26 protein-coding genes are annotated in these 23804 nt (G+C 70.6%); 15 read left to right on the top strand and 11 right to left on the bottom strand.

All coding sequences use genetic code 11. From position 1 onward, the window contains the following. Window positions 1–72 precede the first annotated feature (72 nt). From ACGWYJ_RS21535 to ACGWYJ_RS21545, 3 genes are read right to left on the bottom strand one after another with little or no spacing between them, the layout of a single operon-like run. A complete protein-coding gene (locus tag ACGWYJ_RS21535; protein WP_395108019.1) occupies window positions 73–831 on the bottom strand; it encodes an SDR family NAD(P)-dependent oxidoreductase in 759 nt (252 codons plus the stop codon). 55 nt (window positions 832–886) lie between these two features. Continuing rightward, window positions 887–1645 (bottom strand): FadR/GntR family transcriptional regulator, encoded by a 759-nt coding sequence (locus ACGWYJ_RS21540; protein WP_395108021.1) that lies wholly within the window; start codon window positions 1643–1645, stop codon window positions 887–889. Then, on the bottom strand, window positions 1642–2415 hold the full coding sequence (locus tag ACGWYJ_RS21545; RefSeq protein ID WP_395108022.1) for an enoyl-CoA hydratase/isomerase family protein: 774 nt from the start codon (window positions 2413–2415) through the stop codon (window positions 1642–1644). Before ACGWYJ_RS21545 ends, ACGWYJ_RS21540 begins: the two co-directional genes overlap by 4 nt. Window positions 2416–2595: 180 nt before the next feature. Here ACGWYJ_RS21545 and ACGWYJ_RS21550 point away from each other — a divergent pair, with 180 nt between their 5' ends. Further along, on the top strand, window positions 2596–2694 hold the full coding sequence (locus ACGWYJ_RS21550; protein ID WP_395108023.1) for a phosphotransferase: 99 nt from the start codon (window positions 2596–2598) through the stop codon (window positions 2692–2694). Window positions 2695–2703: 9 nt separating this feature from the next. Then, window positions 2704–2898 (top strand): hypothetical protein, encoded by a 195-nt coding sequence (locus ACGWYJ_RS21555; RefSeq protein ID WP_395108024.1) that lies wholly within the window; start codon window positions 2704–2706, stop codon window positions 2896–2898. A 184-nt stretch (window positions 2899–3082) separates the two neighbouring features. Here the strand turns inward: ACGWYJ_RS21555 and ACGWYJ_RS21560 are convergent, their stop codons facing one another. The 5 genes from ACGWYJ_RS21560 to ACGWYJ_RS21580 form a co-directional block, all read right to left on the bottom strand. Then, entirely contained in the window at window positions 3083–4609 is a 1527-nt protein-coding gene (locus tag ACGWYJ_RS21560) for a tannase/feruloyl esterase family alpha/beta hydrolase (RefSeq protein ID WP_395108025.1), read from the bottom strand. Between the two features lie 419 nt (window positions 4610–5028). Further along, window positions 5029–6180, bottom strand: coding sequence for an acyl-CoA dehydrogenase family protein (locus ACGWYJ_RS21565; RefSeq protein WP_395108026.1), 1152 nt, complete (start codon window positions 6178–6180; stop codon window positions 5029–5031). Window positions 6181–6213: 33 nt separating this feature from the next. Continuing rightward, window positions 6214–7413 (bottom strand): CaiB/BaiF CoA transferase family protein, encoded by a 1200-nt coding sequence (locus tag ACGWYJ_RS21570; RefSeq protein ID WP_395108027.1) that lies wholly within the window; start codon window positions 7411–7413, stop codon window positions 6214–6216. Window positions 7414–7430: 17 nt separating this feature from the next. Then, complete coding sequence (locus ACGWYJ_RS21575; protein WP_395108028.1) at window positions 7431–7853, bottom strand: MaoC/PaaZ C-terminal domain-containing protein; 423 nt, start codon at window positions 7851–7853, stop codon at window positions 7431–7433. Continuing rightward, window positions 7850–8293: a MaoC family dehydratase N-terminal domain-containing protein gene (locus ACGWYJ_RS21580; RefSeq protein WP_395108029.1), complete on the bottom strand. Its 444-nt coding sequence runs from the start codon at window positions 8291–8293 to the stop codon at window positions 7850–7852. Before ACGWYJ_RS21580 ends, ACGWYJ_RS21575 begins: the two co-directional genes overlap by 4 nt. Window positions 8294–8520: 227 nt before the next feature. Here ACGWYJ_RS21580 and ACGWYJ_RS21585 point away from each other — a divergent pair, with 227 nt between their 5' ends. From ACGWYJ_RS21585 to ACGWYJ_RS21610, 6 genes are all read left to right on the top strand, one after another. After that, entirely contained in the window at window positions 8521–9387 is an 867-nt protein-coding gene (locus ACGWYJ_RS21585) for an enoyl-CoA hydratase/isomerase family protein (protein ID WP_395108030.1), read from the top strand. A gap of 52 nt (window positions 9388–9439) precedes the next feature. Next, the gene (locus ACGWYJ_RS21590) at window positions 9440–9841 is read left to right on the top strand and encodes a Zn-ribbon domain-containing OB-fold protein (protein WP_395108031.1); all 402 of its coding nucleotides are present in this window, start codon (window positions 9440–9442) and stop codon (window positions 9839–9841) included. A 51-nt stretch (window positions 9842–9892) separates the two neighbouring features. Continuing rightward, complete coding sequence (locus tag ACGWYJ_RS21595; RefSeq protein ID WP_395108032.1) at window positions 9893–10816, top strand: SDR family NAD(P)-dependent oxidoreductase; 924 nt, start codon at window positions 9893–9895, stop codon at window positions 10814–10816. Between the two features lie 73 nt (window positions 10817–10889). Next, window positions 10890–11660 (top strand): SDR family NAD(P)-dependent oxidoreductase, encoded by a 771-nt coding sequence (locus tag ACGWYJ_RS21600; RefSeq protein ID WP_395108033.1) that lies wholly within the window; start codon window positions 10890–10892, stop codon window positions 11658–11660. A 34-nt stretch (window positions 11661–11694) separates the two neighbouring features. Further along, on the top strand, window positions 11695–12003 hold the full coding sequence (locus ACGWYJ_RS21605; RefSeq protein WP_395108034.1) for a hypothetical protein: 309 nt from the start codon (window positions 11695–11697) through the stop codon (window positions 12001–12003). Window positions 12004–12039: 36 nt separating this feature from the next. Next, window positions 12040–12798 carry an enoyl-CoA hydratase-related protein gene (locus ACGWYJ_RS21610; RefSeq protein ID WP_395108035.1) on the top strand — a complete coding sequence of 253 codons (759 nt, stop codon included), beginning with the start codon at window positions 12040–12042 and terminating at the stop codon, window positions 12796–12798. A gap of 74 nt (window positions 12799–12872) precedes the next feature. Here ACGWYJ_RS21610 and ACGWYJ_RS21615 read toward each other — a convergent pair whose 3' ends face one another. Then, window positions 12873–14231, bottom strand: coding sequence for a TetR/AcrR family transcriptional regulator (locus ACGWYJ_RS21615; protein ID WP_395108036.1), 1359 nt, complete (start codon window positions 14229–14231; stop codon window positions 12873–12875). Window positions 14232–14301: 70 nt separating this feature from the next. Then, complete coding sequence (locus ACGWYJ_RS21620) at window positions 14302–15507, bottom strand: CaiB/BaiF CoA transferase family protein (RefSeq protein WP_395108068.1); 1206 nt, start codon at window positions 15505–15507, stop codon at window positions 14302–14304. Window positions 15508–15694: 187 nt separating this feature from the next. Between ACGWYJ_RS21620 and ACGWYJ_RS21625 the strand changes: the two genes are divergently transcribed. From ACGWYJ_RS21625 to ACGWYJ_RS21655, 7 genes are all read left to right on the top strand, one after another. Next, window positions 15695–16123: a Zn-ribbon domain-containing OB-fold protein gene (locus ACGWYJ_RS21625; protein WP_395108038.1), complete on the top strand. Its 429-nt coding sequence runs from the start codon at window positions 15695–15697 to the stop codon at window positions 16121–16123. Beyond that, window positions 16120–17304, top strand: coding sequence for a thiolase family protein (locus ACGWYJ_RS21630; protein WP_395108039.1), 1185 nt, complete (start codon window positions 16120–16122; stop codon window positions 17302–17304). The genes ACGWYJ_RS21625 and ACGWYJ_RS21630 overlap by 4 nt, the downstream gene beginning before the upstream one ends. A 163-nt stretch (window positions 17305–17467) precedes the next feature. Then, the gene (locus ACGWYJ_RS21635; RefSeq protein ID WP_395108040.1) at window positions 17468–18685 is read left to right on the top strand and encodes an amidohydrolase family protein; all 1218 of its coding nucleotides are present in this window, start codon (window positions 17468–17470) and stop codon (window positions 18683–18685) included. A 96-nt stretch (window positions 18686–18781) separates the two neighbouring features. Then, the gene (locus ACGWYJ_RS21640) at window positions 18782–19573 is read left to right on the top strand and encodes an SDR family NAD(P)-dependent oxidoreductase (protein ID WP_395108041.1); all 792 of its coding nucleotides are present in this window, start codon (window positions 18782–18784) and stop codon (window positions 19571–19573) included. A 64-nt stretch (window positions 19574–19637) separates the two neighbouring features. Next, on the top strand, window positions 19638–20834 hold the full coding sequence (locus tag ACGWYJ_RS21645) for a thiolase family protein (RefSeq protein ID WP_395108042.1): 1197 nt from the start codon (window positions 19638–19640) through the stop codon (window positions 20832–20834). Then, the gene (locus ACGWYJ_RS21650) at window positions 20831–21748 is read left to right on the top strand and encodes an LLM class F420-dependent oxidoreductase (protein ID WP_395108043.1); all 918 of its coding nucleotides are present in this window, start codon (window positions 20831–20833) and stop codon (window positions 21746–21748) included. Before ACGWYJ_RS21645 ends, ACGWYJ_RS21650 begins: the two co-directional genes overlap by 4 nt. Window positions 21749–21762: 14 nt before the next feature. Further along, window positions 21763–22659 carry an LLM class flavin-dependent oxidoreductase gene (locus ACGWYJ_RS21655; RefSeq protein ID WP_395108044.1) on the top strand — a complete coding sequence of 299 codons (897 nt, stop codon included), beginning with the start codon at window positions 21763–21765 and terminating at the stop codon, window positions 22657–22659. A 7-nt stretch (window positions 22660–22666) separates the two neighbouring features. Here the strand turns inward: ACGWYJ_RS21655 and ACGWYJ_RS21660 are convergent, their stop codons facing one another. Next, on the bottom strand, window positions 22667–23800 hold the full coding sequence (locus ACGWYJ_RS21660; protein ID WP_395108045.1) for a phosphotransferase family protein: 1134 nt from the start codon (window positions 23798–23800) through the stop codon (window positions 22667–22669). Between the last annotated feature and the right edge of the window lie 4 nt (window positions 23801–23804).

A 23804-nucleotide genomic window follows, 5' to 3' on the forward strand; every position in this document is an offset into this window, starting at 1 on the left:
TCCTACGAGGATCCAGCGTGGATCCGGGTGCCGGCCGCCTCCGGTCGGCGGCCGGGCCGGTCAGGCGTCAGGTCAGCGGGGGGCGAAGCGTTGGCCCGCGTCGAGGCGGAGGCACTGGCCGTTGAGCATGGGGTTGTCGATGATGGCCAGGGCGAACTTGGCGTACTCCTCGGGGCGGCCCATGCGCTTGGGGAAGGCGGCGTCCTTGGTGAGCTTCTTCTCGAACTCCTCGGGGATGCCCGCGGTGATGCCGGTCGCGAACAGGCTGGGTGCGATGGCGAGCACGCGGATGCCCAGGGAGCCCAGGTCGCGGGCCATGGTCAGGCACATCCCGGCGATCCCGGCCTTGGCGGCGGTGTAGGCGACCTGGCCGATCTGGCCCTCGAAGGCGGCGATGGAGGCGGTGTTGATGATGACGCCGCGCTCCTCGTCCTCGGGCTCGTTGGCGCTCATGTGGTGGGCGGCGAGCCGGGAGATGTTGAAGGAGGCGATCAGGTTGAGGTCGACGACCTGGCGGAAGGCGTCCAGGTCGTGCGGGCCCTCCTTGCCGAGGGTGCGGGCGGCGATGCCGCCGCCGGCGGTGGTGATGATGGCGTGCAGGCCGCCGAGGTCGGCGACGGCGGCGCCGATGGCCTGCTCGGTGCCGGTGAAGTCGGTGACATCGACGGGGTGGAACGGGCCGCCGAGGTCCTTGGCTACCTGGTCGCCGCCGGACCCGGGACGGTCCAGCACCGCCACGGACGCGCCGCGCGCCGCCATCAGCTCCGCGGTGGCACGGCCCATGCCGGACGCGCCGCCGACAACGATCGCCTTCTTGCCCTGAATCTCCATGCTTCCTCCATATCGCCGGTGAGCGCCGACCCGCGATTACACTGAGTTAACTAGGTTAGTCTAGTAGGTCGATGACTCGGCGGCGCACCGCCCCCGGCCGGTCGAACAGGTGCTCCCGAGCCCGGCGCATGTGCTCCACCCAGTGCCGCTCCGCGCCGTCTCCGTCCCTGTCCCGGATCAGCTCGACGAGCCGCTCGTATGAGCGCAGGGCGCGCCGGTTGCTCTCCGCCTGCGCCGTGCCCTCCAAGGGCGTCTCGTCGTAGACGGCCGCGATGTGCCGCGACATGATCTCGCCGAGCAGCGTCACCACCGTGGACAGTGTCCGGTTGCCCGACAGCCGCACGATCTGCTGGTGGAAGCGGACGGTCGCCGAGCCGAACGGGCCGTCCAGCGCGGCCGCCACCCGCTCCAGCTCCGCGGCCAGCACCTCGTGGTCGGTGTCCGAGCCGTGCTCGGCCAGCCTCCGGACCGCCGGCGGCTCGATCACCATCCGGGCCGCGTACACGTCCTCGACCGTCGTCTCCTGCAGTGCCAGCAGGAGGCTGAAGATCGGTGCGGCCGCCTCAGGGCCGGGGATGCTGACCTGCGCCCCGCCCGGCGGCCCGCGCCGGACGCGTACCAGCGAGTCCGCCTCCAGCAGCCGGAACGCCTCCCGCAGCGTCGGCCGCGATACCCCGAACCGCTCGATCAGCTCCGGCTCGGTCGGCAGCCAGTCGCCATCCCGCAGTTCGCCGCGCACGATCTGCTGCCGGATCCGCTGCGCCACCAGGTCCGCCATCTTCTTCGGGCGCAACTCGGACCGCGGTCGGCTCACCGCAGCGACCACTTGCGGGTAGGCACACCTGACCGGTCCACCTGCTTCGTCCCGATCGGGTTGCCGATGTGCGTGTACAGCAGCCCCGACCGCAGCGCCTCGGTCCGCCCGGAGTCCAGCGATTCCCACACGGCCCGGACGGTGCCCTGCACGGCAGCCGGTGGCTTCGCGGCGATGATCCGCGCGAGCTCCTCGCCCCGCGCCCACAGCTCCTCGCGCGGCAGCACCTCGCTGACCAGGCCGATCTGGTGCGCCCGCTGCGCGGACATGCGCTCGTCCAGGCCGAGCAGGGCGATCCGCATCACCTCGCCGACCGGGATCCTGCGGGCCAGCCCGATCGGCTCCAGCGCCGCGGTCAAGCCGTAGCTGACGTGCGGATCGAAGAAGGTCGCGTCGTCGGAGGCGATGACGATGTCGGACTCGTTGATCCAGTAGAACGCGCCGCCCGCCGCCATCCCGTGCACGCAGCACACCACGGGTTTCCAGACCCGGTTGAGCTTGGGCGAGAGCCGATCCCCCGGGTCCTCCTCGGACCAGAGGTTCTCCGGCCGGTGGAAGCCCTCCTTGACGTCCACCCCGGTGCAGAACGCCCGGTCGCCCGCCGCGCGCAGCACCACCACGTGCACCTCGTCGTCCTCGCGCACGATCTTCCAGAGCTCGGCGAACTCGTTGAGCATCGCCTCGTTGAAGCTGTTCATGGCCTCGGGCCGGTTCAGCGTGACCGTCGCGATATGGTCCGCGACCTCGTAGGTAACCGTGGTGAAGGCCATCCGCCCTCCAGATCTGAAGAATCTATATTCGTTAGATCTATAGCGCGTCCGAGCCGGGAACGAAAGGGCAGGCCGCCTCCGGCAAGGTGGACCCGATGGCTGTCAGGCCATGGGCAGCGCTGGGCTCCGCTTGAGTTCGGCCTTGGCGATCGTGCACGGCGACTACCTCTGGACAACGTCGTGGTCGGTCCAGCCGGCGGACAGGTGGTGGGAGTCCTCGACTGGGAGATGGCCATCCTCGGCGACCCGCTGACCGATCCAGCCTCCGCGGTGATCTGATGGGACGGCATGAACGGCCTGGACAACCCCGTCGCCGCGTCACCGGGTGACATGCCCGGCTTCCCGCCCGGCGACTTCCTGGTGGAGTCCTATACGCAGCGCTGCGGCCGGGACCTGTCCGCGTGGGCATGGTCCCTGGGGTTCACGTTCGGCGGCCTGGTGCCCGTGCTCGCCGAACGCGGGCACCACGCACTCGATTCCTGAGTAGAAGGCGGCAAAGGACAACGATGGATATCTCAGCGCTGGAGTCGTCACGGTGAGCCCGGTGGTCCATGCCTGCCGCGCCGGCCTTCGCGCCTGCCGTTCTGTATTCGTGCGTCGCGCTGATTTCCCGCGTCGCGGTGCCCGGCGTCGGGTTCACCGGGCACCGCGCGGACGCTGTCCCTTACTAGGCGTGGCTGCGGCCCTTGCACAGCCAATTGGACGCGCTGTCGGGGTCGAGGCCGTGTGGATTCTGCACGCCACCGCGGAACACCGCGGCCTGCGGATGGGGGCAGAGCCGGAAGGACCGGCCGTCGGACGGTCGCTCGGCCACGATCGAGTCTGGCGCGACGCCGTTCTCCACCCAGTTCGCGAGGGCGTCGAGCGCGCGGTCGGGGGTGTCCTGCGGTCCGTCGCCTCCGCCGCAGTGCGAGATACCGGGGACGGCGAACAGGCGCGCCCAGGTCTGCGCCTTCCGCTGCCCGCCGCTCGCCTTGACGAGTTCCTCGTAGGTCTGGGGTGCGCCGTTGTAGGAGATGACCGGGTCGTGTACCCCGTGCCAGGTCAGCAGCTTGCCACCGGCGTCCCGGAATCGCGTGAACTCCGCACCGGTGCGTGTACTGCCGAACTGCAGTCCCGCGAACGGAGCAAGGAAGGCCCGCTCGTCGTCCAGACTGGTGAAGTCGTAGTCGGTGACGTAGTTGAAGTCCGCGCCGAACGCGGCATGCGCCCACGTGTTGAACACGGTGTGGGGGAAGGGGCCCATCCACACGTCCCAGTGCTGGATGCCGCTGAGCGGGTAGTCCGCGACCCTTGCCGCGCCGCCGATGTCATAACCCTCCCGGATCAGCTTGATCGTGGTGCGCTGGGCGGGCGTGAGGTCTGCGAGGAGATCGTCGAGCTGCGCGCGGGAGTACTTGACGACGCTGGGATCCCAGACCATGCCGTCGACCGCGCGGTCGGCGGCGTCCCAGTCCCGCAGGATCTGGGCGGCGATCGTCTGGAGCTTCGCGGAGGGGATCACACCGCCCGGGTTCCGTTGCAGGTACTGGGCGACCTTCCCGAAATGGAGCATGTTGCCGAGGTCCCTGCCGGCCGCCCCGACGATGATCCCGTCGTAGTCTTCGGGGTATACCTGCGCCGCGTTGACTCCCATCCGTCCGCCGCCCGAGCAGCCGGAGTGGTAGCGGAACAGGGTGCCGATGCCGTAGTACGCCTTGGTGAGCCGCTGCGTCGCCACGGCCGTCACGTGGGCCCCGCGATGGTCGTGGTCGAGCGCCTTGGCGGGATCCCCCATGAACGACCAGTCAAGCCCGGCCGTCTGCCCGGCGGTGTCACCTGTCTGGTTGCCGGTGTCCGTGCCCGCGATCGCGTACCCGTCCGCGAGGAGATTCGCGGGCGGGTTCGGGACGTACCCGGCCGTGCCGCCGAGACCGATGAAGAAGTAGCGGCCGTTGTGGTCGCGGGGCAGCGCCACCATGAAGTTCACCTGGTTGGGGCCAGGATTCCTCGTGGTGACATGGCCGTCGACCCGGCAATGGGCCGTAGGTTCGGCGACCGGCTTCGCCGACACGATCGTCGTGTCCGCGGGCACCGTGGCCTGGAGGTCGTTCACATCGCACGCCGGTCTGTTCGCGGCGCTGCTGGACGCGGGAGCGGCCAGCGCACCGGCCAGCACGGCGAGCGACGCGGTCAGCCTGACGGCCCATCTCAAGCAACCCTGCGTCATCTGATAGGCCCTCTCCTCGGAAGCGTTCCCATGACTTTCCTCCCTGGGGCGCGGGCTGAACGGTGGAAACGCGGTCGATCAGTGACCCTCGGCCCGATGACGCCGCGTCGGGCAGAACCTAACCCAAATCTGGCAGAGTGTCTATATTTAGTGGTTCCGGCGGGGGATCACTCTGTTGGCCCGACTTGCCTATAGGGGCAGGCGAAAAGACGAGCCACACTTTGGATCGAGCTGCGCCATTGGTGGGCAGGTTCCTCGTAGTGGAGGGATATAGCTGACAGTCATGTCATTTATGCGGTTCGGGTGCGGGCATGGTGAACATCCCGAACGGCGCTCGGACTGGCTGCCGGGTGCGTCCGCACCAGGTCCCAACCGGCATCCGAGCCGGCCGCACGCCGTGGGGTTCAGTCCAGGCCGCCACGCTTGACGAGCTGGCCGACGATGACGTTGCGCTGGATCTCGTTGGTGCCCTCGCCGACGATCATCAGCGGGGCGTCGCGGAAGTAGCGCTCGACGTCGAACTCGGTGGAGTAGCCGTAGCCGCCGTGGACGCGCACCGCGTTGAGGGCGATCTCCATGGCGGTCTCGGAGGCGAACAGCTTGGCCATGCCGGCCTCCATGTCGCAGCGTTCCCCGCTGTCATAGCGTTCGGCTGCGAAGAGGGTGAGGCGGCGCGCGGCGGTGAGCCTGGTCGCCATGTCGGCGAGGTAGTTGCCGATGGACTGGTGCTTCCAGATCGGCTTGCCGAAGCTCTCGCGCTCCTGGGCGTAGCGCAGGGCGTCGTCGAAGGCGGCCTGGCCCACGCCGAGCGCGCGGGAGGCGACCTGGATTCGCCCGATCTCCAGCCCCTTCATCATTTGCGCGAACCCCCGGCCCTCGACCCCGCCGAGCAACGCGGTTTCGGGCACCTGGTGGTCCTGGAAGGACAGTTCACACGATTCCACGCCCTTGTAGCCGAGCTTGGGCAGGTCCCGGGAGACTTCGAGGCCCGGGCCGTGCTCCACGAGCAGGATGGAGATGCCTTTGTGGCGGGGGACCGCGCCGGGATCGGTCCGGCACAGCAGCGCGATCAGCTGGGAACGCCGGGCGTTGGTGATCCAGGTCTTGGCGCCGTCGATCACGTAGCCGTCGTCGTGGCGGCGGGCCGTGGTGGTGAGGGCCTGCAGGTCGGAGCCGCCACCGGGCTCGGTGAGCGCCATGGTCGCGCGAACCTCGCCGGTGGCCATGCGGGGGAGGTAGCGCTCCTTCTGCTCTTCGGTGCCGAAGGCCAGCAGCAGTTTCGAGACGACCGTGTGGCCGCCCATGGCGCCCGCCAGGCTCATCCAGCCGCGGGCGAGCTCCTCGGTGACGCCCACGTAGCAGGGGGTGGAGACGGCCGCCTCCCCGTAGGGCTCGGGGATGGCCAGCCCGAAGATCCCCATCTGCTTCATCTGCTCGATCAGCTTCTCGGGATAGTCGTTGGCGTGCTCCAGCTCGCGCGCTACGGGCCGGACCTCGCGGTCGACGAAATCCCGGACGGTCTCGACGATCGCCTGTTCCTCGGTGTTCAGCGGCACGTGCTGCCTCTCCTTCAGTCGCGCGGGCCGCGATCAGAGCACGCCGCCGGCGCGCAGCTTCGCGATCTCCTCGTCGGTCCGTCCCAGCTCCAGCAGGATGGGGCGGGTGTGCTCGCCCAGCGCGGGCACTGGCCCCATCCGGGCCTCGATGCCGGCGAGGTCGACCGGGGGCCGTAGCGCCCGGACCGTCCCGCCGGGGGTTTCGATGTCCCGCCACCGGTCCCGTCCGGTCAGTACGGGATGGTCGGCGAAGTCGTCCATCGTGGTGATCCGGGCATGCGCGACGCCCGCGCGGTCGAGCAGCCGCGCCGCGTCCGCGCCGTCGAGGACGGCCATCCGGGCCGAGATCAGCGCGTTGAGCTCCTCGCGGTGGGCGACCCGCGCGGAGTTGCGGGCGAACCGGGCGTCCTCCGCCAGCCCGGCGTCCTCCAGCAGGACGGTGCAGAACGCCTTCCACTCCCGGTCGTTCTGCACCGCGATCAGCATGGGCGTACCGTCGGCGGTGGTGTACGGCCCGTACGGGGCGATGGTCGCGTGCTCCCCGCCGGTACGGCGCGGGGACGTGCCCCCGTAGCCGGTGTAGTAGGCGGGCGAGCCGAGCCATTCCGCCAGCGCGTCGAAGAGCGACACCCGCACGGCGGCGGCCCGTCCCGTGGTGGCGCGTTGCAGGAGCGCCGCCAGGATGCCGGAGTAGGCGTACATTCCGGCGGCGATGTCGGCCACCGAGATGCCGACCCGTACCATGTCGCCGGGCGTGCCGGTCAGTGACATCAACCCGGTCTCCGCCTGGACCAGCAGGTCGTATGCCTTTCGGCCGGACCAGGGCCCGTCGCGCCCGAATCCGGAGATGTCGCAGACGACCAGGCGCGGCAGCCGGGGCGCCAGCTCATCGGCGTCCAGTCCCAGGCGGGCGGCGGCGCCGGGCGCGAGATTCTGGACCAGAACGTCGGCGCCCGCCAGCAGCTCGCCGAGGACGGCCCGGCCGGCGTCGGACTTCAGATCAAGGGTCATCGACTCCTTGGCGCGGTTGAGCCAGACGAAGTAGCTCGACTGGCCGCGCACCGACTCGTCGTAACCCCGGGCGAAGTCACCCGTGCCGGGGCGCTCCACCTTGATGACCCGCGCGCCGAGATCGGCGAGCTGCCGGGTGGCGAAGGGGGCTGCGACGGCCTGTTCGAGGCTGACCACGGTGATGCCGTCCAGTGGACGGCGGTTCTGCTCGGCGTTGGCCACACGGTGCTCCGGCGTTCCTAGGCCGGCAACAGGAAGTCGGCGGTCGCGGTGACCGCCACCGCCCCGGTCTGCCGTCCCGCGGCGAGCTCGACGGTGACCAGCCGGCCTCCGTCCCGCTCCTCCACGGCGGTGACCCTGCCGGAGCAGGTCAGCATGTCGCCCGGCCAGACCTGTTCGCGGAAACGGACCCGGAAGCGGCGGACGTTCTCCGCGCCGAGCCAGTCCACGGCGTACCCCGCCAGCAGCCCGGCGCTGAGCATGCCCTGGGCGAACACCGATGGGTAGCCGGCCCCGCGGGCCTGGACGTCGTCGTAGTGCATGGGGTTGAAGTCTCCGGAGGCCCCGGCGTACCGCACGAACATCTGGGTCGTGAGCGGACCGTAGTCCCGGGCCGGGGCGGTCGAGTCGACCGCCGGGGCCGAGGGCGCCGTGGCCGTCATCCGGCATCACCGGCACGCGGTGCCGTCTCGATGTAGGTCGCCCGTGCCTCGGCCACCAGATCCCCCTCCTCGTTCCGGTACTCGGTGACGACGACGGCGAAGCGCATGGTGCCGCCGCGGCGTCCCGGCTTTTCGAAGCGGTCCTCGACGCGGTCGCAGACGGTGAGGGTCTGCCCGGCACGCGGCGGCGGGCCGTGGAAGACGTACTCCTGCTCGCCGTGCAGCAGCCGCCGCCGGTCGAAGCCGACGTCGACCCGGGCACCGGGCGGGGCCCACAGCGCGCCGCTGACCAGGAAGGTCGGCGGGACGACGGCATCCGGCCCGCGGTAGGCCGGGTCGTCCGGTCCGGCGGGCCGGGTCGCGGCGGCGAACTCCTGTATCTTGCCCCGTTCGACGACCATCTCGTACTCGGTGCCGCGGGTGCCGATCGGGGCGCTCATGGCGCACCGCTCCCGTCGTTCACGTCCCCGCTCCTCCTCGGTTGCCCGGCGGGCCTGCCACCCGCGCCTCGCAGTGGGCGACTGTATGTCAGATAAATCGCTGTCGCAAGGGTCGATCGAATCCGCATTACAGCGTTCTGTCCTTGACAATCGCCTGCTAGAAGGGCTTGCATAGTTTGTGACGGTACTGTCAGAATGATGGGCCGTCAGGGAAGGGGACCGGCACGATGAGTGACAGCGCCGTCGGCGCGGACGGACGCGTACCCGCGGGTGCGCCCGCCGAGACGATCCGGGAGGCCGAGGCCGGCGTCCTGATCGAGGACACCGGCGGGATCCGGCGGATCGTCCTCAACAGACCCGTCGCCGCGAACGCGGTGCGCCCGCAGGACCGTGACCTGATCATCGAGTCGCTGGCCGACGCCGACGCCGACCACGGGATCCGGGTCGTGTTGCTGTCGTCCCGAGGCCGGCACTTCTGCTCGGGGGCGGACCTCACCACTCTGAACCGGGGCCCGGAGTCCGGGCCGCCCCGGGTCGGGGACGGGATGCGCCGCATCATGACCGGCGCCCAGCGGCTGATCGCGGCCGTGCTCGACTGTGGCAAGCCGGTGATCGCGATGGTGCAGGGCCCGGCCGCCGGGCTCGGCGCGCATCTCGCGCTGGCCTCCGACCTGGTGGTCGCCGCGGAGGAGGCCGTCTTCGTCGAGTCGTTCGCCCGGCGCGGGCTCGTCGTCGACGCCGGCGGCGCCTACCTGCTGCCGCGCCGGATCGGCCTGCAGAAGGCCAAGGAGCTGGCGTTCTTCGGCGACAAGCTGCCCGCCGCCGAGGCCATGGCACTGGGGCTGGTCAACGAGGTCGTCCCCGCGGACCGGCTGGAGGAGGCGGCGCTGCGCTGGGCCGGCCGGCTGGCCGCGGCGCCCACCACGGCGATCGCGCTCACCAAGCGGCTGTTCAACGCGTCGCTCGATGGTGACCGCGCCGCGTCCTTCCTGGCCGAGGGCATGGCACAGGAGTTGCAGTCCCGCGCCGAGGACTCCACCGAGGGCGTCCGCTCGTTCCTGGAGCGCCGCGAGCCCGAGTACAAGGGCCACTGAGCGGACCGGCGGGCAGAACGCGACGGGCCAGCAGACAGGTGAAGGAGAGCACATGCGGACCGACCTCCCCACGGTCGACGACCACAGCCGGCCCTACTGGGACGGATTTCGCGAGGGACGTTTCCTGGTGGCACGCTGCGGCGACTGCGGGCGCGTTCACCACTACCCGCGCCCGGCCTGCCCGTTCTGCTGGAGTGAGGACGTCGCCCCGGTCGAGGCGTCCGGGAGGGCGACTCTCTACACCTACTCCACCGTCCACATGAACGACCTACCGCCCTTCAAAGAGCGGCTGCCGTACGTCGCGGCCGTGGTCGACCTGGAGGAAGGGCCGCGGGTGATGACGACCGTCGTCGACTGCGACCCGGCCGACCTGCGCATCGGCATGGAACTCGCGGCCGCCTTCCAGGAACTGGACGGGGACCTCTGGACCGCCGTCTTCCGTCCTGCCGCCTGAACCGCACCGCATTCGTCCCGCACCGCAATCGAAGAAGAGGAAAACGTCGGAATGACTCGCCTTCTGGACGGCAAGGTCGCTCTGGTGACCGGGGCCGGGCACGGCATCGGCCGGGGCCACGCCCTCGAACTGGCCAAGCACGGGGCCATGGTCGTGGTGAACGACCTGGGCACGTCGGTCACCGGGGAGGGCAGCGGCAAGGACGCCGAGCGCGTCGTCGAGCTGATCGCCGAGCGCGGCGGCAAGGCCGTCGCCGACTTCGGCGACGTCGGTGACGAGGCGCAGGCCGACGCGATGGTCCAGCGCGCCTGCGACGAGTTCGGCCGGCTCGACATCCTCGTGAACAACGCCGGGATCGTGCGCGACCGCGCGGTGTGGAACATGGGCGTCGAGGACTTCGACATGGTGATGCGAGTGCATGTCCGCGGGACCTGGCTGACCAGCCGGGCCGCCGCTCGGCGGTGGCGTGCCGCGGCCAAGGAGGGCGACGGCACCGTTTACGGCCGCATCATCAACACCACCTCCGGCTCCGGGCTGCTGGGCCACTTCGGCCAGACCAACTACAGCGCCGCCAAGGCGGCCATCGCCGGCCTGACCCTCACGCTGAGCCGCGAGCTGGAGAGCATCGGCGTGACCGTGAACGCGATCAGCCCTGGCGGTCTGACCCGGATGTCCGGGACGATCCCGGGACGGGAGGCGCCGAAGGAGCCCGACGAGCGTCCGGAGGACGAGTTCGACCCGCTGGACCCGTCGCTGTGCTCGCCGGTGGTGGCATGGCTGGCCAGCGCCCAGGCGGGTCATGTCAGCGGCCAGGTGATCAGGGCGATGGGGGAGACCATCGACCTGATGCGAGGCTGGACCAAGGCCGCGACCATTTCCAACGGCGGTTCCCGCTGGAACGCCGCCAAGCTCGGGTCGCTCATGGCCACCGACATCTTCCGCACCCGGGCCCCGGGCCTGCGGCTGGACTCTTGAGCCGGGCGGCCGTCCGCGGTCCGGACGGCCAGCCGGCCGACTCGTGCAAGGCCGAAGAGCGCTGGAGGGCTCGATGGAACTTTCGGAAGGCGTCGCGCTGGTCACCGGGGGAGCCGGTGGCCTGGGCGAGGCGGCGGTGCGCGGCCTGGCCGCCGCCGGCGCCGGCGTGGTGATCGCCGATCTCGATGACGACCGGGCGGGCAAGCTCGCCGATGAGCTCGGCGACCGGGTGGTGTACGCGCGCACGGACGTCACCGATGACGACGCTGTGCTGGGCGCGATCGAGGCCGCGCGCGGCCTGGGCACGCTGCGCTGGGCGGTGGCCGCGCACGGCGGGTTCGGGGTGGCTGAACGCGTGGTGAACCGCAAGCTGGAACCCGCGTCCATGGACGGGTTCACCAAGACGATCGATCTCTACCTGACCGGCACCTACAACGTGCTGCGGCTGGCCGCGGCGGAGATCGGCGCCGCGGAGCCGGATGCCGACGGGCAGCGCGGCGCGGTGGTGATGACGGCCAGCATCGCCGCGTACGAAGGGCAGATCGGGCAGAGCGCCTACGCGGCGGCCAAGGCGGGCGTCGTGGGGTTGACCCTTGTGGCGGCGCGCGATCTGGGTCCGCTGGGGGTCCGGGTGGTGACGGTGGCGCCGGGCACGATGCGTACCGCGATCATGGAGCGGGTGGGGGAGGAGGCGCTGGCCAGGTTCAGCGCGAACATCCCCAACCCCCGGCGGCTGGGCAGGCCGGAGGAGTACGCCGGGCTGGTCCGGCACGTGTGCGAGAACGACTATCTCAACGGCGAGGTCATCCGGCTGGACGGCGCCCAGCGCTTCCAGCCCAAGTAGACCCGCGGCCGGACGTATCAGAGAGGTACCGAGAGTGAAACCGAAGCCGGGACTGAGGCTGCGCAGCCAGGTCGACCCGACTGAGATCATCATCGTCCGCGCCCCTGCCACCGATGAGGTGCTGACCTGTGGCGGCCATCCGATGGTGGGCATGGACGAGGAGGTGGCGCCCGGCCTGGCGTCCGAGGGCGGCGGCGCGGGCACCCAGCTGGGCAAGCGTTACACCTCGCCCAAGGACCCCGGCCTGGAGATCCTGGTGACCAAGCCGGGCTCGGGCACGCTCGCTCTCGGCGGGGTGGAACTGGAGCTCAAGCAGGCCAAGCCCCTCCCCGCCAGTGACTGAGGCAGCGATGGCGCCGGCCCGCGATGAGGAGGGACGATGAGCGTCGGCATCGAGCGGCGCGGTCCGCTGACGATCGTCACGATCGACCGCCCCGAGGCGCGCAACGCGCTCACTCCCGAGACCATGACCGGGCTCGGCACGGCCTTCCAGGACGCCGAGGGCGACCCCGAGGTACGGGCGCTGATCCTGACCGGGGCGGGCGACCGCGCGTTCTGCGCGGGCATGGACCTGAAGGCGTTCGCCGCGGGCGGGAAACCGGCCGGCGACGGACCGGGCCTGGAGATCTTCACCGAGCGGGTCTTTCCCAAGCCGATCATCGCGGCGGTCAACGGAGCGGCCGTCGGTGGCGGATTCGAGCTCGCGCTGGCCTGCGACCTGGTCGTGGCGGCCGAGCACGCCCGGTTCGGCCTGCCGGAGATCCGCCGGGGGCTGGTGGCGGCGGGGGGCGGGACGCGCCTGCCGCGCCGGATCCCGCTCGCCATCGCGCTGGAGATGGGCCTCACCGGCGAGTACATCGACGCGCCGAGGGCACGGGAACTGGGCCTGGTCAACCGGGTCGTGCCGGCCTCCGAACTGCTCGACAGCGCTGCGGAGCTCGCGGGGCTCGCGGCCCGGAACGCGCCGCTGGCGCTGTCGGTCACGAAGAAGCTGATGCGTGCGGAGGCCGAAGGCGCCCCGATGGCGGAGATCATGGCGGAGTGCCGGGCGGTCTTCGAGAGCGCCGACGCGATGGAAGGGGCACGCGCCTTCACCGAGAAGCGCGAACCCCGATGGCGGCCGCTGACGGGTTCGTGACGCCGGGCGCCTGAAGCATTCAGAAAAGAAGGCGGCGGACCGTGGCATGCCGGGGTCCGCCGCCTTCGGTGCTTCTAGGACGCGGCCGCCGCTTCGGGGCGGGGTGCCGCGTGGATGAGGAACCCGCGTCGGATGGCCATCACCAGGAAGTCGAGGACCTGCTCATCGTCGAGCGGCTCGGGAAGCTCCTTCAACGCCCCGGGCACCCGGGAGATCAGGGCCCGGAAGATCACGGCGGCGGTCGCGGGATCGAACGGGTACTCGTGTGCCAGCTTCGCCAGGGCGCACTGGAGTGACTCGTCGAGCACGGCCTGCGAATAGGCGCTCAGGGCGGCGACGAGCGTGTCGTCGGAGTCGGACTGGGCGACGCTGATCGCACCCTTGTACCGGGCTCCGAAGGCCAGGAAGTCCGCCAGCCACGTCCGCAGCTCCGCGTCGTCGCCGGCCAGGTCGATGGCGCGCATCCGATCGGCCAGCTCGAGCACTTCGGCCGTCGACTGGATGCAGATCGCCAGCAGCAGGTCGCGCTTCTCGCTGAAGTACTTGTAGAAGCTGCCCCGCGCGACGCCCGCCTCCTCGACGATGTCCTCCACGTTGGTTCGGTGGTAGCCGTTGCGGGCGAACCTGAGGATGCCCGCCTCGACCAGCTTGCGCACCGTGTTGGCCGCACGCGTGGTCAGGCCCGCCACCCGAGCCTCCACCGACAGCCCCTCGGTGGACGGCGGTTCGGGGATGACGATCGCGCTCGGCGCCGCCCCGGTGCCGGGCTCGGCCGGCAGGCTCCGCAGCACCCCCGCAGGGGTGCCGGGGAAGAGCACGAGCTGCAGGAAGTACGACAGCGCGGTGGTGACCGTCTCGCCGTCGGCGTCGTGCGCCTGCCCGGTGTGGACGAACAGGTTCAACCGGTGCACGATCGCGGTCATGGCCGCGGCCGCGGTCTCGGGCTCGATCCCTTCGATGTCGCAGGCCCGCAGGCGCTGGGCGATGCGCTGGTTGTAGCGCCCCACGAACCCGATGACCTCGCTGCGGACCAGGCTGTCCACCGAGCCGACCATGGCCCACTGGACGAACATGGTCCGGTACTTCTCGAAGACGTAGCTCCATTCGCCCAGCCACCAGTGCAGGTTGTCCAGCCCGAGGTCGGTCGGGCCCAGCGGGCCGATCCGCCGGGCGACCCGGACCAGGGCGCTGCCGCACTCGTCCAGCAGCTCCAGGAAGATCTCGTCCTTGCCCGGGAAGTACTGGTAGAGCGTGGCGCGGGAGATACCCGCGGCCTTGGCGATGGCGTCGACGGAGGTGGTGAAGAACCCCTGCTCGCCGAACAGCTCCAGCGAGACCTCGACGATCTTGCGGCGCGTGCTGGCGCCGCGGCTGCCGATCTCGGGGCTGGCGGGACCGTAGCTGGCCCGGCGGGTGATCGAGGTATCTGACATCGCTGACCAGTCTAGCCGGGTGCCCGGAGCTGCCCGGGCACCGTCGGCGACATCACCTCTATGGCAGGTCTCACAGGACCGCGCCGCCGACCTTGAGCTCGATGATCTCGTCCATGGACAGGCCCAGCTCCTGAAGGACTTCGTCAGTGTGTTCACCATGCCGGGGCGCCCGCCGCACGTCACCGGGGCGCTCCCCGAACTGCACCGGCGCGGAGACCAGCTTGAACGGGATGCCGTCGGCGTCCTCCAGGTCGGCGATGTAACCGTTCGCCGTGACCTGCGGGTCGTCGGGAACCTCGATCGGCCGCCGGACCGGCGTCCAGGTGCCGCTGAGATCCTTCAGCGCCCGCATCCACTCTTCCAGGGATCGGGTGGCGAACGCGGCGGCGAGTTCGGCACAACACGCGATGTTGTTCTTCATCCGGTCGGCGTGGCTCAGGAAGCGAGGATCGTCGATCAGTTCGGGCCGTCCGACCGCGGTCGCCAGCTCGGGCCAGAACCGGTCCGATTCGAGCATCACCAGGGAGATCGAGCGGCCGTCGGCGGTCCGATAGCTGTTCACCAGCGGGTTGGGCGCGTCGGCCGGGGTGTGCTTGGGGTACTCCTTGATCTGGTAGGCATGCGCCCCCGCGATCGTCGGTCCCATCGCCCAGGCGCCCAGCGCGAGGAGTGAGGTGTCCACCGTGATGGCCTCCCCGGTGCGCTCCCGGTGGAAGAGGGCGGAGGAGATCGCGCCGGCGAGCGCCAGCCCGCCGATCACGTCACCGAAGCCCGGTCCCGGCATGGTCAGCGTGAAGTCCAGCTGAGCGGGACTCACGGTGTCGGCGGCGCCGCTGCGTCCCCAGAAGTGGGTCTGATCGTAGCCGCCGCGGTCGGCCTCGGGGCCGTGCTGGCCCGCCGCCGAACCGCGCACGTAGATGATCATTTCGTTGTGTGCGCGCACGTCCTCGACGTCGATGCCGAGCCTGCGGCGCGCGCCCGGGCGCAGGTTGGTGAGGAAGACATCGGCCGACGCGACCAGCTTCATCAGCAACTCGCGGCCCTGTTCGGACTTCAGGTCCAGGCCCACGCTGCGCTTGCCGCGGTTGGGCAGCTCGAACATGTGATTGACGCTGCCGTCCGGGATCAGTCCCGAGGTGACCAGGCCGCGCTGCGGATCGCCGGTCTCGGGGTGTTCGATCTTGAGCACGTCGGCGCCCCATTCGGTGAGGATCGCACCCGCCGAGGGCACGAACGTCCAGGCCGCCACTTCCACGACGCGCACGCCGCTCATCACTCTGGTCAAGGACGCTTCCTCCTCTTGCCCATGCTCATGGATCTGACGAATCGTACACACCGATTCCGTCGCATGTGAATGGGTCAGATGTGGTTAGGCTTGTTTCCCTCGATAAGAATCTGACAGTATGCCTACATTGCTCCGGCGGAGCCGCGAGGAGGCTCCCCAGGTCGACTGGAGGAGAGCGATGGCAGATCGGCCCGGGCGCGTCCTGCCCGCGGTGACCAGGGAGTCCCGGCCCTTCTGGACCGGCGGCTTCGACGGGGAGCTGCGGATCTACCGGTGCCGCGCTTGTCGCGGCTGGTTCCACCCGCCGGTGGGCGCGTGCTTCCGGTGCCGAAGCCGGGACGTCGGACCGGAGGTCGCCTCGGGACGCGCGACGGTCGCGGCGTTCACGGTCAACCATCATCCCTGGTTCCCCGACTTCCCGCCGCCCTACGTGATCGCCATGGTCGAACTCGCCGAGCAGCCCGACGTCCGGCTCACCACCTGCCTGGTCGAGTGCGACATCGATCAGGTCACGGTCGGCATGCCGGTCGAGGTGGTGTTCGACGCGCACGAGGACGTCGCCCTGCCCCTGTTCCGGCCGGTGCGCGCGGAAGGAGAGATCCGATGAGCTTCGCGGACGATCGGGCCGTCATCAGCGGGACCGGCCAGTCCCAGCTCGGGCGCAGGATCGGCCGGACGGGGCTCGACCTTGCCCTGGAAGCCGCGGAGCGCGCGGTCGCGCACGCCGGGCTGTCCTTCGACGACATCGACGGTGTGGCCAGCTACCCCGGCCCGGTCCCGGCCGAGGCCGGATTCGTGGGCGCGACCACCCATGACGTCCGCGACGCGTTCGGGCTCAGGACCCGGTGGCACGTCAGCGGGAACGAGACATCGGGCCAGCTCGGTACGTTGTTCGACGCGGCCGCCGCGGTCGCCACCGGACGCGCGACGCATGTCCTGTGCTTCCGGGCCGTCTGGGAGGCCACCGCGCAGGCCACCGGCCGGGCCGCGGCGCTGACCGGAAAGCAGGAGCGGGCGAGCGGGCACGGGGAGTTCCGGATGCCCTTCGGCGCGGCATCCCCCGCGAACTGGATCGGGATGTACGCCCAGCGCTACATGCACGACTTCGGCCTGACCCGCGAGCAGGTGGGCAAGCTGGTCATCAACGCGCGGCGGAACGCGGCACGCAACCCCAACGCGATCTACACGGCGCCGATGACGATGGACGACTACCTGGGGGCGCGGCTCATCTCCTGGCCGCTGGGCCTGTACGACTGCGACGTCCCCGCCGACGGCGCGACCGCGTTCGTCATCTCCCGCCGCGAGGCGGCCGCGGGGCTCCCCAACCCGCCACTCGCCTTCGAGGCCGTGGGATCGGCGCTGTACGAGCGGCATTCCTGGGACCAGCGCACCGACCTGACCACCATGGCCGCCCATGACGCGGGCGCCTCGATGTGGGAGGCGACGCGGCTGACGCCCGCCGACGTCGATGTGGCACTCCTGTACGACGGGTTCAGCTATCTCTGCCTCCAGTGGATCGAGGCGCTGGGGTTCTGCGAGCACGGCAAGGCCGGTGCGTTCCTCGACGACGAGGAGCATTACCGGCTGGAGGGGGCACTGCCCATCAACCCGCACGGTGGCCAGCTGTCGGCGGGACGTCTGCATGGCTATGGCTTCCTGCACGAGGCCTGCGTCCAGCTCTGGGGCGAGGCGGGCGACCGGCAGGTGCCCGATGATCCTGCGGTCGCCGCGGTCGGGGTCGGCGGCGGCCCCGAGGCCGGCTGCGCGCTGCTGTTCCGAGATTCGTGACCGTACGTCAGAAGAAGATGTATCTATCGACATTGACACTCGATAACCCCGCAATAGTCTTAAACGTAGTGTCAGAAATCCAGGGTGCATGAGCGCTGGTCCGTCTGTCGCCTCCGGCTGCCGGGTCACGTCCGTCTCACCCCCACCCCCACGAGGAGGCACGGTGCCGCTTCAAGATCACATGCAGCTGGTGTCGGTGGACGACCACCTGATCGAACCGCCGTCGCTGTGGGAGGACCGCCTGCCAGGGAAGTTCAGGGAGGCGGGCCCGCGCATCGTCCGGATGGACATGAGCAAGAGCGCCGGTGACGAGGGACTGTCCGCGGCGCTGCTCAACGCGGCCCGGCAGGGCAAGGAGACCGCCGCCTCGGAGAGACTCGCCGACGTCTGGGTGTACGAGGGCCGCATCTACCCCAACATCGGGCTCAACGCCGTCGCGGGCAAGAAGCCGCAGGAGTACGGGATGGAGCCGGCCAGCTTCAGCGACATGCTGCCCGGCTGCTACGACGTGCACGCCCGGGTTCGGGACATGGACATCGACGGAGTCCAGTCGGCGCTGTGCTTCCCCTCCTTCCCGCGCTTCGCCGGCACCGTGTTCCTGGAGGGCCAGGACAAGGAGCTGGCGCTGCTGTCGGTCAAGGCCTGGAACGACTTCCACCTCGACGAGTGGGCCGCCGCCTATCCCGACCGTTTCATCCCGATGATCATCCTGCCGCTGTGGGACCCGGAGGCCGCCGCCGCCGAGATCCACCGCTGCGCGGCCAAGGGCGCCAAAGCCATCACCTTCCCGGAGAACACCGTCGGCCTGGGGCTGCCGTCCTTCTACACCGACCACTGGGACCCGGTGTTCCGCGCGGCCGAGGAGACCGGCATGCCGCTGTGCATGCACTTCGGCTCCTCCGGCAAGCCCCCGATCACCTCGCCCGAGGCGCCGATGGCGGTGATGATCGCGCTGTTCGGCACCAACTCCATGGACGCGACGGCCGACCTGTTGTTCTCCCCGGTCTTCTACAAGTTCCCGAACCTGAAGGTCGCCCTCTCCGAGGGCGGTATCGGCTGGGTCCCCTACCTGCTGGAGCGTATCGACCTGACCTGGGAGCGGCACCGCTGGTACCAGAACGTCAACAAGGAGGTCCGCCCGTCGGACCTGTGGCGCCGCAACATGTTCGGCTGTTTCATCGACGACTTCGAGGGCGTCGCCCGCCGTCACAAGGTGGGCATCGACAACATCATGTGGGAGTGCGACTACCCCCACTCCGACTCCAACTGGCCCAACAGCCGTGAGTACGTGACCAAGATCCTGCAGGAGGTGCCGGACGAGGAGGCCCACAAGATCGTCGAACTCAACGCGCGCCGGGTCTTCAACTTCCCGAGGCCGTGAACCCTGGCGGGGGCGCGCCGGCGCACGCGCCGGCGCGCCCCCCCCGGCATATCAAAGCGAACTGACACGGTGTTCAATGATGGGAAAGGGATTCGCGTGGGTGACAGGATGGCCGGCAAGGTGGCGCTGATCTCGGGCTCCACCCGGGGCATCGGACGCTCCATCGCCGAGCATTTCGCGGCGGAGGGCGCGAGCGTCGCGGTGACGGGCCGCACCGTGCAACGCGGCGAGAAACTGGTCGGCCGGATCAGGGACGCGGGCGGTGATGCCGAGTTCTTCGAGCTCGACGTCACCTCCGAAGACAGCGTGCGGAGCGTTGTCGAGGCGACGGTGAAGCGGTTCGGCGCGCTGCACACTCTCGTCAACAACGCCGCCCCGACCGACGCGGTGGCCGGTACGGTCAAGCCGCTGCACGAATACAGCAATGAGGAGTGGGAGCGGATCCTGGTCGGCACGCTGACCGGAAACGTCTTCTGGGCGACCAAGTACGCCTGGCCCCACCTCGCCGCCGCGCCGGGTGCCTCGATCATCAACATCTCCTCCGGGCAGTCGCTGGCAGGTTTCAAGGGGTTCGGCGCGTACGCGGCGGCCAAGGGCGGTGTGAACAGCCTGACCCGGACGCTGGCCGCTGAGGGCAGCGCCGACGGCATCCGCGCCAACTGCATCATCGTGGGCCGTGTCGTCGCCTCCCGGGGCGACTCCGGCCTTCACACCGGCGGAGGCCGGCTGACACGGATCGGTAACCCGATGGACATCGCCTACGCGGCCACCTACCTGGCCTCCGAAGAGGCGGCCTTCACCACCGGAGCGCTGATCACAGTGGACGGCGGGTTCTCGGCCAACGGCGATGCCGCCTCGGCGGCCGAGGCCGGAACGGCGGCCGTGTAGCCGCCGTCAGCAGCCGCAGAGCCGACCTCTTCACCGTCTCCTCACGCCAACGGAGCACACCGCAATGTCTGAAAGCACAAGGCCCGAGGCGGTCATCGTCGCGGGTGTCAGGACGCCCATCGGCACGTCGTTCAAGGGCACCCTCCGCCATACGACCGCGATGGAACTCGCGCAGGTCGTGGTGACCGAGGCGCGGGCCCGGTCCGGGCTGGACGTAGCCGACATCGACGACGTGATCCTGGCCGAGTCCAACTACGGCGGCGGTGACCTCGCGCGGCACGCCGCGGTGGCCGCCGGGATGCACCAGGTACCCGGGCAGGCCGTGAACCGTCACTGCGCGGGCGGGCTGACCGCCATCGGCAACGCGGCCGCCGCGATCGTCGCGGGCGCGGGCCGCGCCCTCATCGCCGGCGGCGCGCAGTCGGTGTCGACCGCCCCGCTGCAGCGTTTCAGGACGCCCGGCACCGCGGACGGGTTCGAGGATCAGTGGATGCCGCCGACGCATCCCGACCGCGCCGACGCGCCCAACCGCGACATGTCCATCACCGTCGGATGGAACACGGCGCAGGAGGCGGGGGTCACCCGTGAGGAGATGGACGCCTGGGCGCTGCGTTCGCACCGGCGGGCCATCGCCGCGATCGACGCGGGCGTGTTCGCCGACGAGATCGTCCCGGTGAAGGCCCTGCAGGACGACGGGTCGCTCGCCGAGTTCGCCGTGGACGAGCACCCGCGCCGCGACACCACCGCCGAGCGGCTGGCCGGTCTGAAGGTGCTGCACCCGGAGATCGAGGGCTTCTCGATCACGGCGGGGAACTCCAGCGGCATCAACGACGCGGCGGCCGCCGTCGCGCTGGCGGGTTCCGATCTGGCCGCCGAGCGCGGCCTGCGCCCGCTGGCGACGGTGCGCTCCTGGGCCGCCACCGCGACCGATCCGGCCCGCACCGGCATGGCGGTGCTCGACGTGATCCCCAAGGTCCTGGGCCGGGCCGGCCTGGGCGTCGGCGACATCGCCCTCTGGGAGATCAACGAGGCGTTCGCCTCCGTGCCGGTCGCCGCCTGCAAGGGCCTCGGCATCGACGAGGACCTGGTCAACGTGCACGGCAGCGGCTGCAGCCTCGGCCATCCGGTGGCCGCGACCGGGGCCCGGATGGTCATCACCCTCATGAACGAGCTGCGCCGCCGCGGCGGCGGGTACGGGGTGGCCGCGATGTGCGCGGGCGGCGGGCAGTCCGGCGCCGTGCTCATCGAGGTGCCGGCATGACCCTGCGGTACAACCTGATGTTCCCGATGCGGGCGGTCAAGCACTACGAGCGTTGGATCGGGAAGGGAGACCTCGGGGACGTCGCGCGAGCGGTGGAGTCGGCGGGCTTCGACGCCATCGCGATGAGCGAGCATCCGTATCCCGATGAGGCGTGGCTGTCCAACGGAGGTCACCACGCCTTCGACCCGTTCGTGTCACTGAGCATGATGGCGGCGGCCACCGAGCGGCTGCGCGTCATCACCTACGTGATGGTGGCCGGCTACCGCAATCCCTACCTGGCGGCGAAGGCGGCCGCGAGCCTGGACCTGCTGTCGCGCGGGCGGCTCACCCTGGGCATGGCCGCCGGGTACCTGAAAGCGGAGTTCACCGCCCTTGGCGCGGACTTCGGGCGGCGCGGCGCTCTGCTGGACGAGGCGATCGCCGCCATGCGGGCGTCCTGGGACGGCGTCGACCACGAGGGGCCGGAGTTCGGCGTGCGGGGCCACCGCGCCCTGCCCGGCCCGGCGCAGAAAGGCGGGCCGCCGATCTGGATCGGCGGGAACAGTGGTGCGGCCCGGCGGCGCGCGGCCACGCTCGGGCAGGGGTGGATGCCGATCGTCCAGGGCGCGGAGATGGCCGCGATCACCCGTACCCCGCCGCTGGAGGACATGGCGGCCCTGCGTGAGCTGATCGCCGACATGAACCGACGGCGCGACGAGGTGGGCGGGCGGGCAATGGACGTCGTGCTGACCCCGTTCGAGAAGGACGAGCTGCGCTCGGGTGACGCGGCCGCGTTCTGCGCGGCGTTCGCCCCCCGGCGCGCGGAGTACGAGGACGCGGGCGTCACCTGGATCACGATCGAGCCGCCCAGCCGCAGCTTCGAGGCGTTCAAGCGTGATGTCGGGACGATCGGCGACCGGGTCATCGGCCGCTGACGGGAAGGATGATGGTGGGCAGCGTCCAGTTCGGTGTGTTCGTCCCGCAGTTCAAGACCGATGTCGCCGGGATGCGCGAGCGCGCGATCGCAGCCGAGGAGGCGGGGTTCGACTCCTTCTGGGTCATGGACCACCTGCTCGTCCCGGCGGCGCCGCCGACCGGCAACCTGGAGAGCTGGACGCTGCTGACCGCGCTGGCCGGAGCGACCTCGACGCTGCGGCTCGGGCACCTGGTGGGCTGTAACCCGTTCCGGCATCCGGTGCTGCTGGCGAAGATGGCGGCCACCTTCGACCAGGTGAGCGGGGGGCGGCTGGACCTGGGACTGGGCTGGGGTTCGGCTGAGGACGAGCTGAGGGACCTCGGCTTCGGCCCGGCCACGCGGCGGGGCCGATCGGAGGCGCTGGCGGAGACGCTGCAGATCCTGCGGCTGATGTTCGCCGGTGAGCCGTTCGACTACGAGGGCAGGCATTTCCGGCTGAAGGGCGCCTACGGGCTGCCGCGGCCGGTGCAGCAGCGTGTACCGATCCACATCGGCGGCGGCGGTCGCACGCTGACGATGCCGCTGGTGGCGGAGTACGCCGACTGGTGGAACTGCCTGGGGCAGGCGCGGCACCGGCTGGAGGAACTGGCCACGCTCCGGGGGGACGCGCGTATCTCCGCGCAGTACGCCGTCGGGCTCGCGTCCACGAAGGACGCCGTCGACGCCGTCGCGGCGGCTACCGCGCGGCGCATGCCCGAGGACGGCTGGGGTCGGGCCCTGGTGGGAACACCGGAGGTGCTGGCCGCGCAACTTGTGGCCGAGCGCGAGCGCGGGGTGGAGCTGTTCGTCCTGCGCTTCCACGACTTCGGCGACCCCGCCACCCTCAGCCTCTTCGGCAAGGAAGTGGCCCCCGCCCTCCGCGGCGCCTAGGTCCGCTTCATGCGGTGCCGGGGCTCGCGTACCGGTGCGCCAGGTAATCCTCCGCCAGGTCGGGGACGGGCAGCCCGAGCCGGCGCGCGAGCATCTGCGTGAGGGCGTTACCGTGTGCCATCCGGCTTCCTGCGGGCAGAGTCCCCGTCCGGATCTTGGCGTCCGCCTGCCGGATCAGCGTCGTGGCTAGGAAGAACGCCTGGAGTATCTCGAAGAAGTCCAGGTCGCGCAGGGTGCGCCCCGACGCCGCCTCGTAGCGGGCGATGGTCTCGCTTCGCCCCGGGAAGCCGTCCAGCCGGTCGACCCCGCACGCCGCCGTCGCGAACTCGTCGAAGACCAGCCAGTGCGCGACGTCGATGGCGGCCGGCCCGACGCACGCCACCTCCCAGTCCAGCACCGCCGCGACGGACAGGTCCGGCCCGAAGATCATATTGCCGATGCGGGCGTCCCCCCACACAAGGACGGGCTCTCCCGCCGCCACCTCGGCCCGTCGGTCCATGAGGTAGGCGAGTGCGGCGTCGGTCGTGGGGAAGGGGCGGCCGTCCGCCGCCCACCGGTACCACTGGGCGGTCCGGCGGAGATGGCTCTCAAGACCGGGCTCCACGCCTTCCTCAAGGAGGAACGCGTGCGACTCCCGCCACGGGGTCGAGTGGACGGCGACCAGGGCGTCCATGGCCGACTCCCACAGGCGCCGGCGTTCGGCCGGGCTGAGAGGGACGAGCCAGCCATGGCTGTGGATGGAGGGCTTGGCGGCGGGCACGCGTCCGGGCACGCGATCCATGACGAAGAAGGGCCCTCCAAGCACGTCGGCGTCGGGTTCGACCCAGCGGACCGCGGGCACGGGGGCGCGTGAACGGCTCGCCAGGGCCCGCAGCACCCGGGCTTCGCGGACCGCGTCCGGGTGCAGGAAGATGCCACCGGGGCCCGGCTGGCGGCGCAGGACGAACTCGGCGGACCGTTCCCGCCCCTCTTCTCGCCACCGGGCACCGAAGATGACCATCTCGCTTGACTGGCCCGCTTTCGGCCGTTCCAGCGGGCCCAGCCGCACACCGGTGACGCGAGCACCGGACTCCTCCCGCAGCCGGTCGGCCAGCCAGGCCGCCAACGCATCCGGGAACGCCTCGTGGATTCCCTCCGGCAAGGCC

Source organism: Actinomadura sp. SCN-SB, assembly GCF_043906805.1.
Classification (GTDB): Bacteria; Actinomycetota; Actinomycetes; order Streptosporangiales; family Streptosporangiaceae; genus Spirillospora.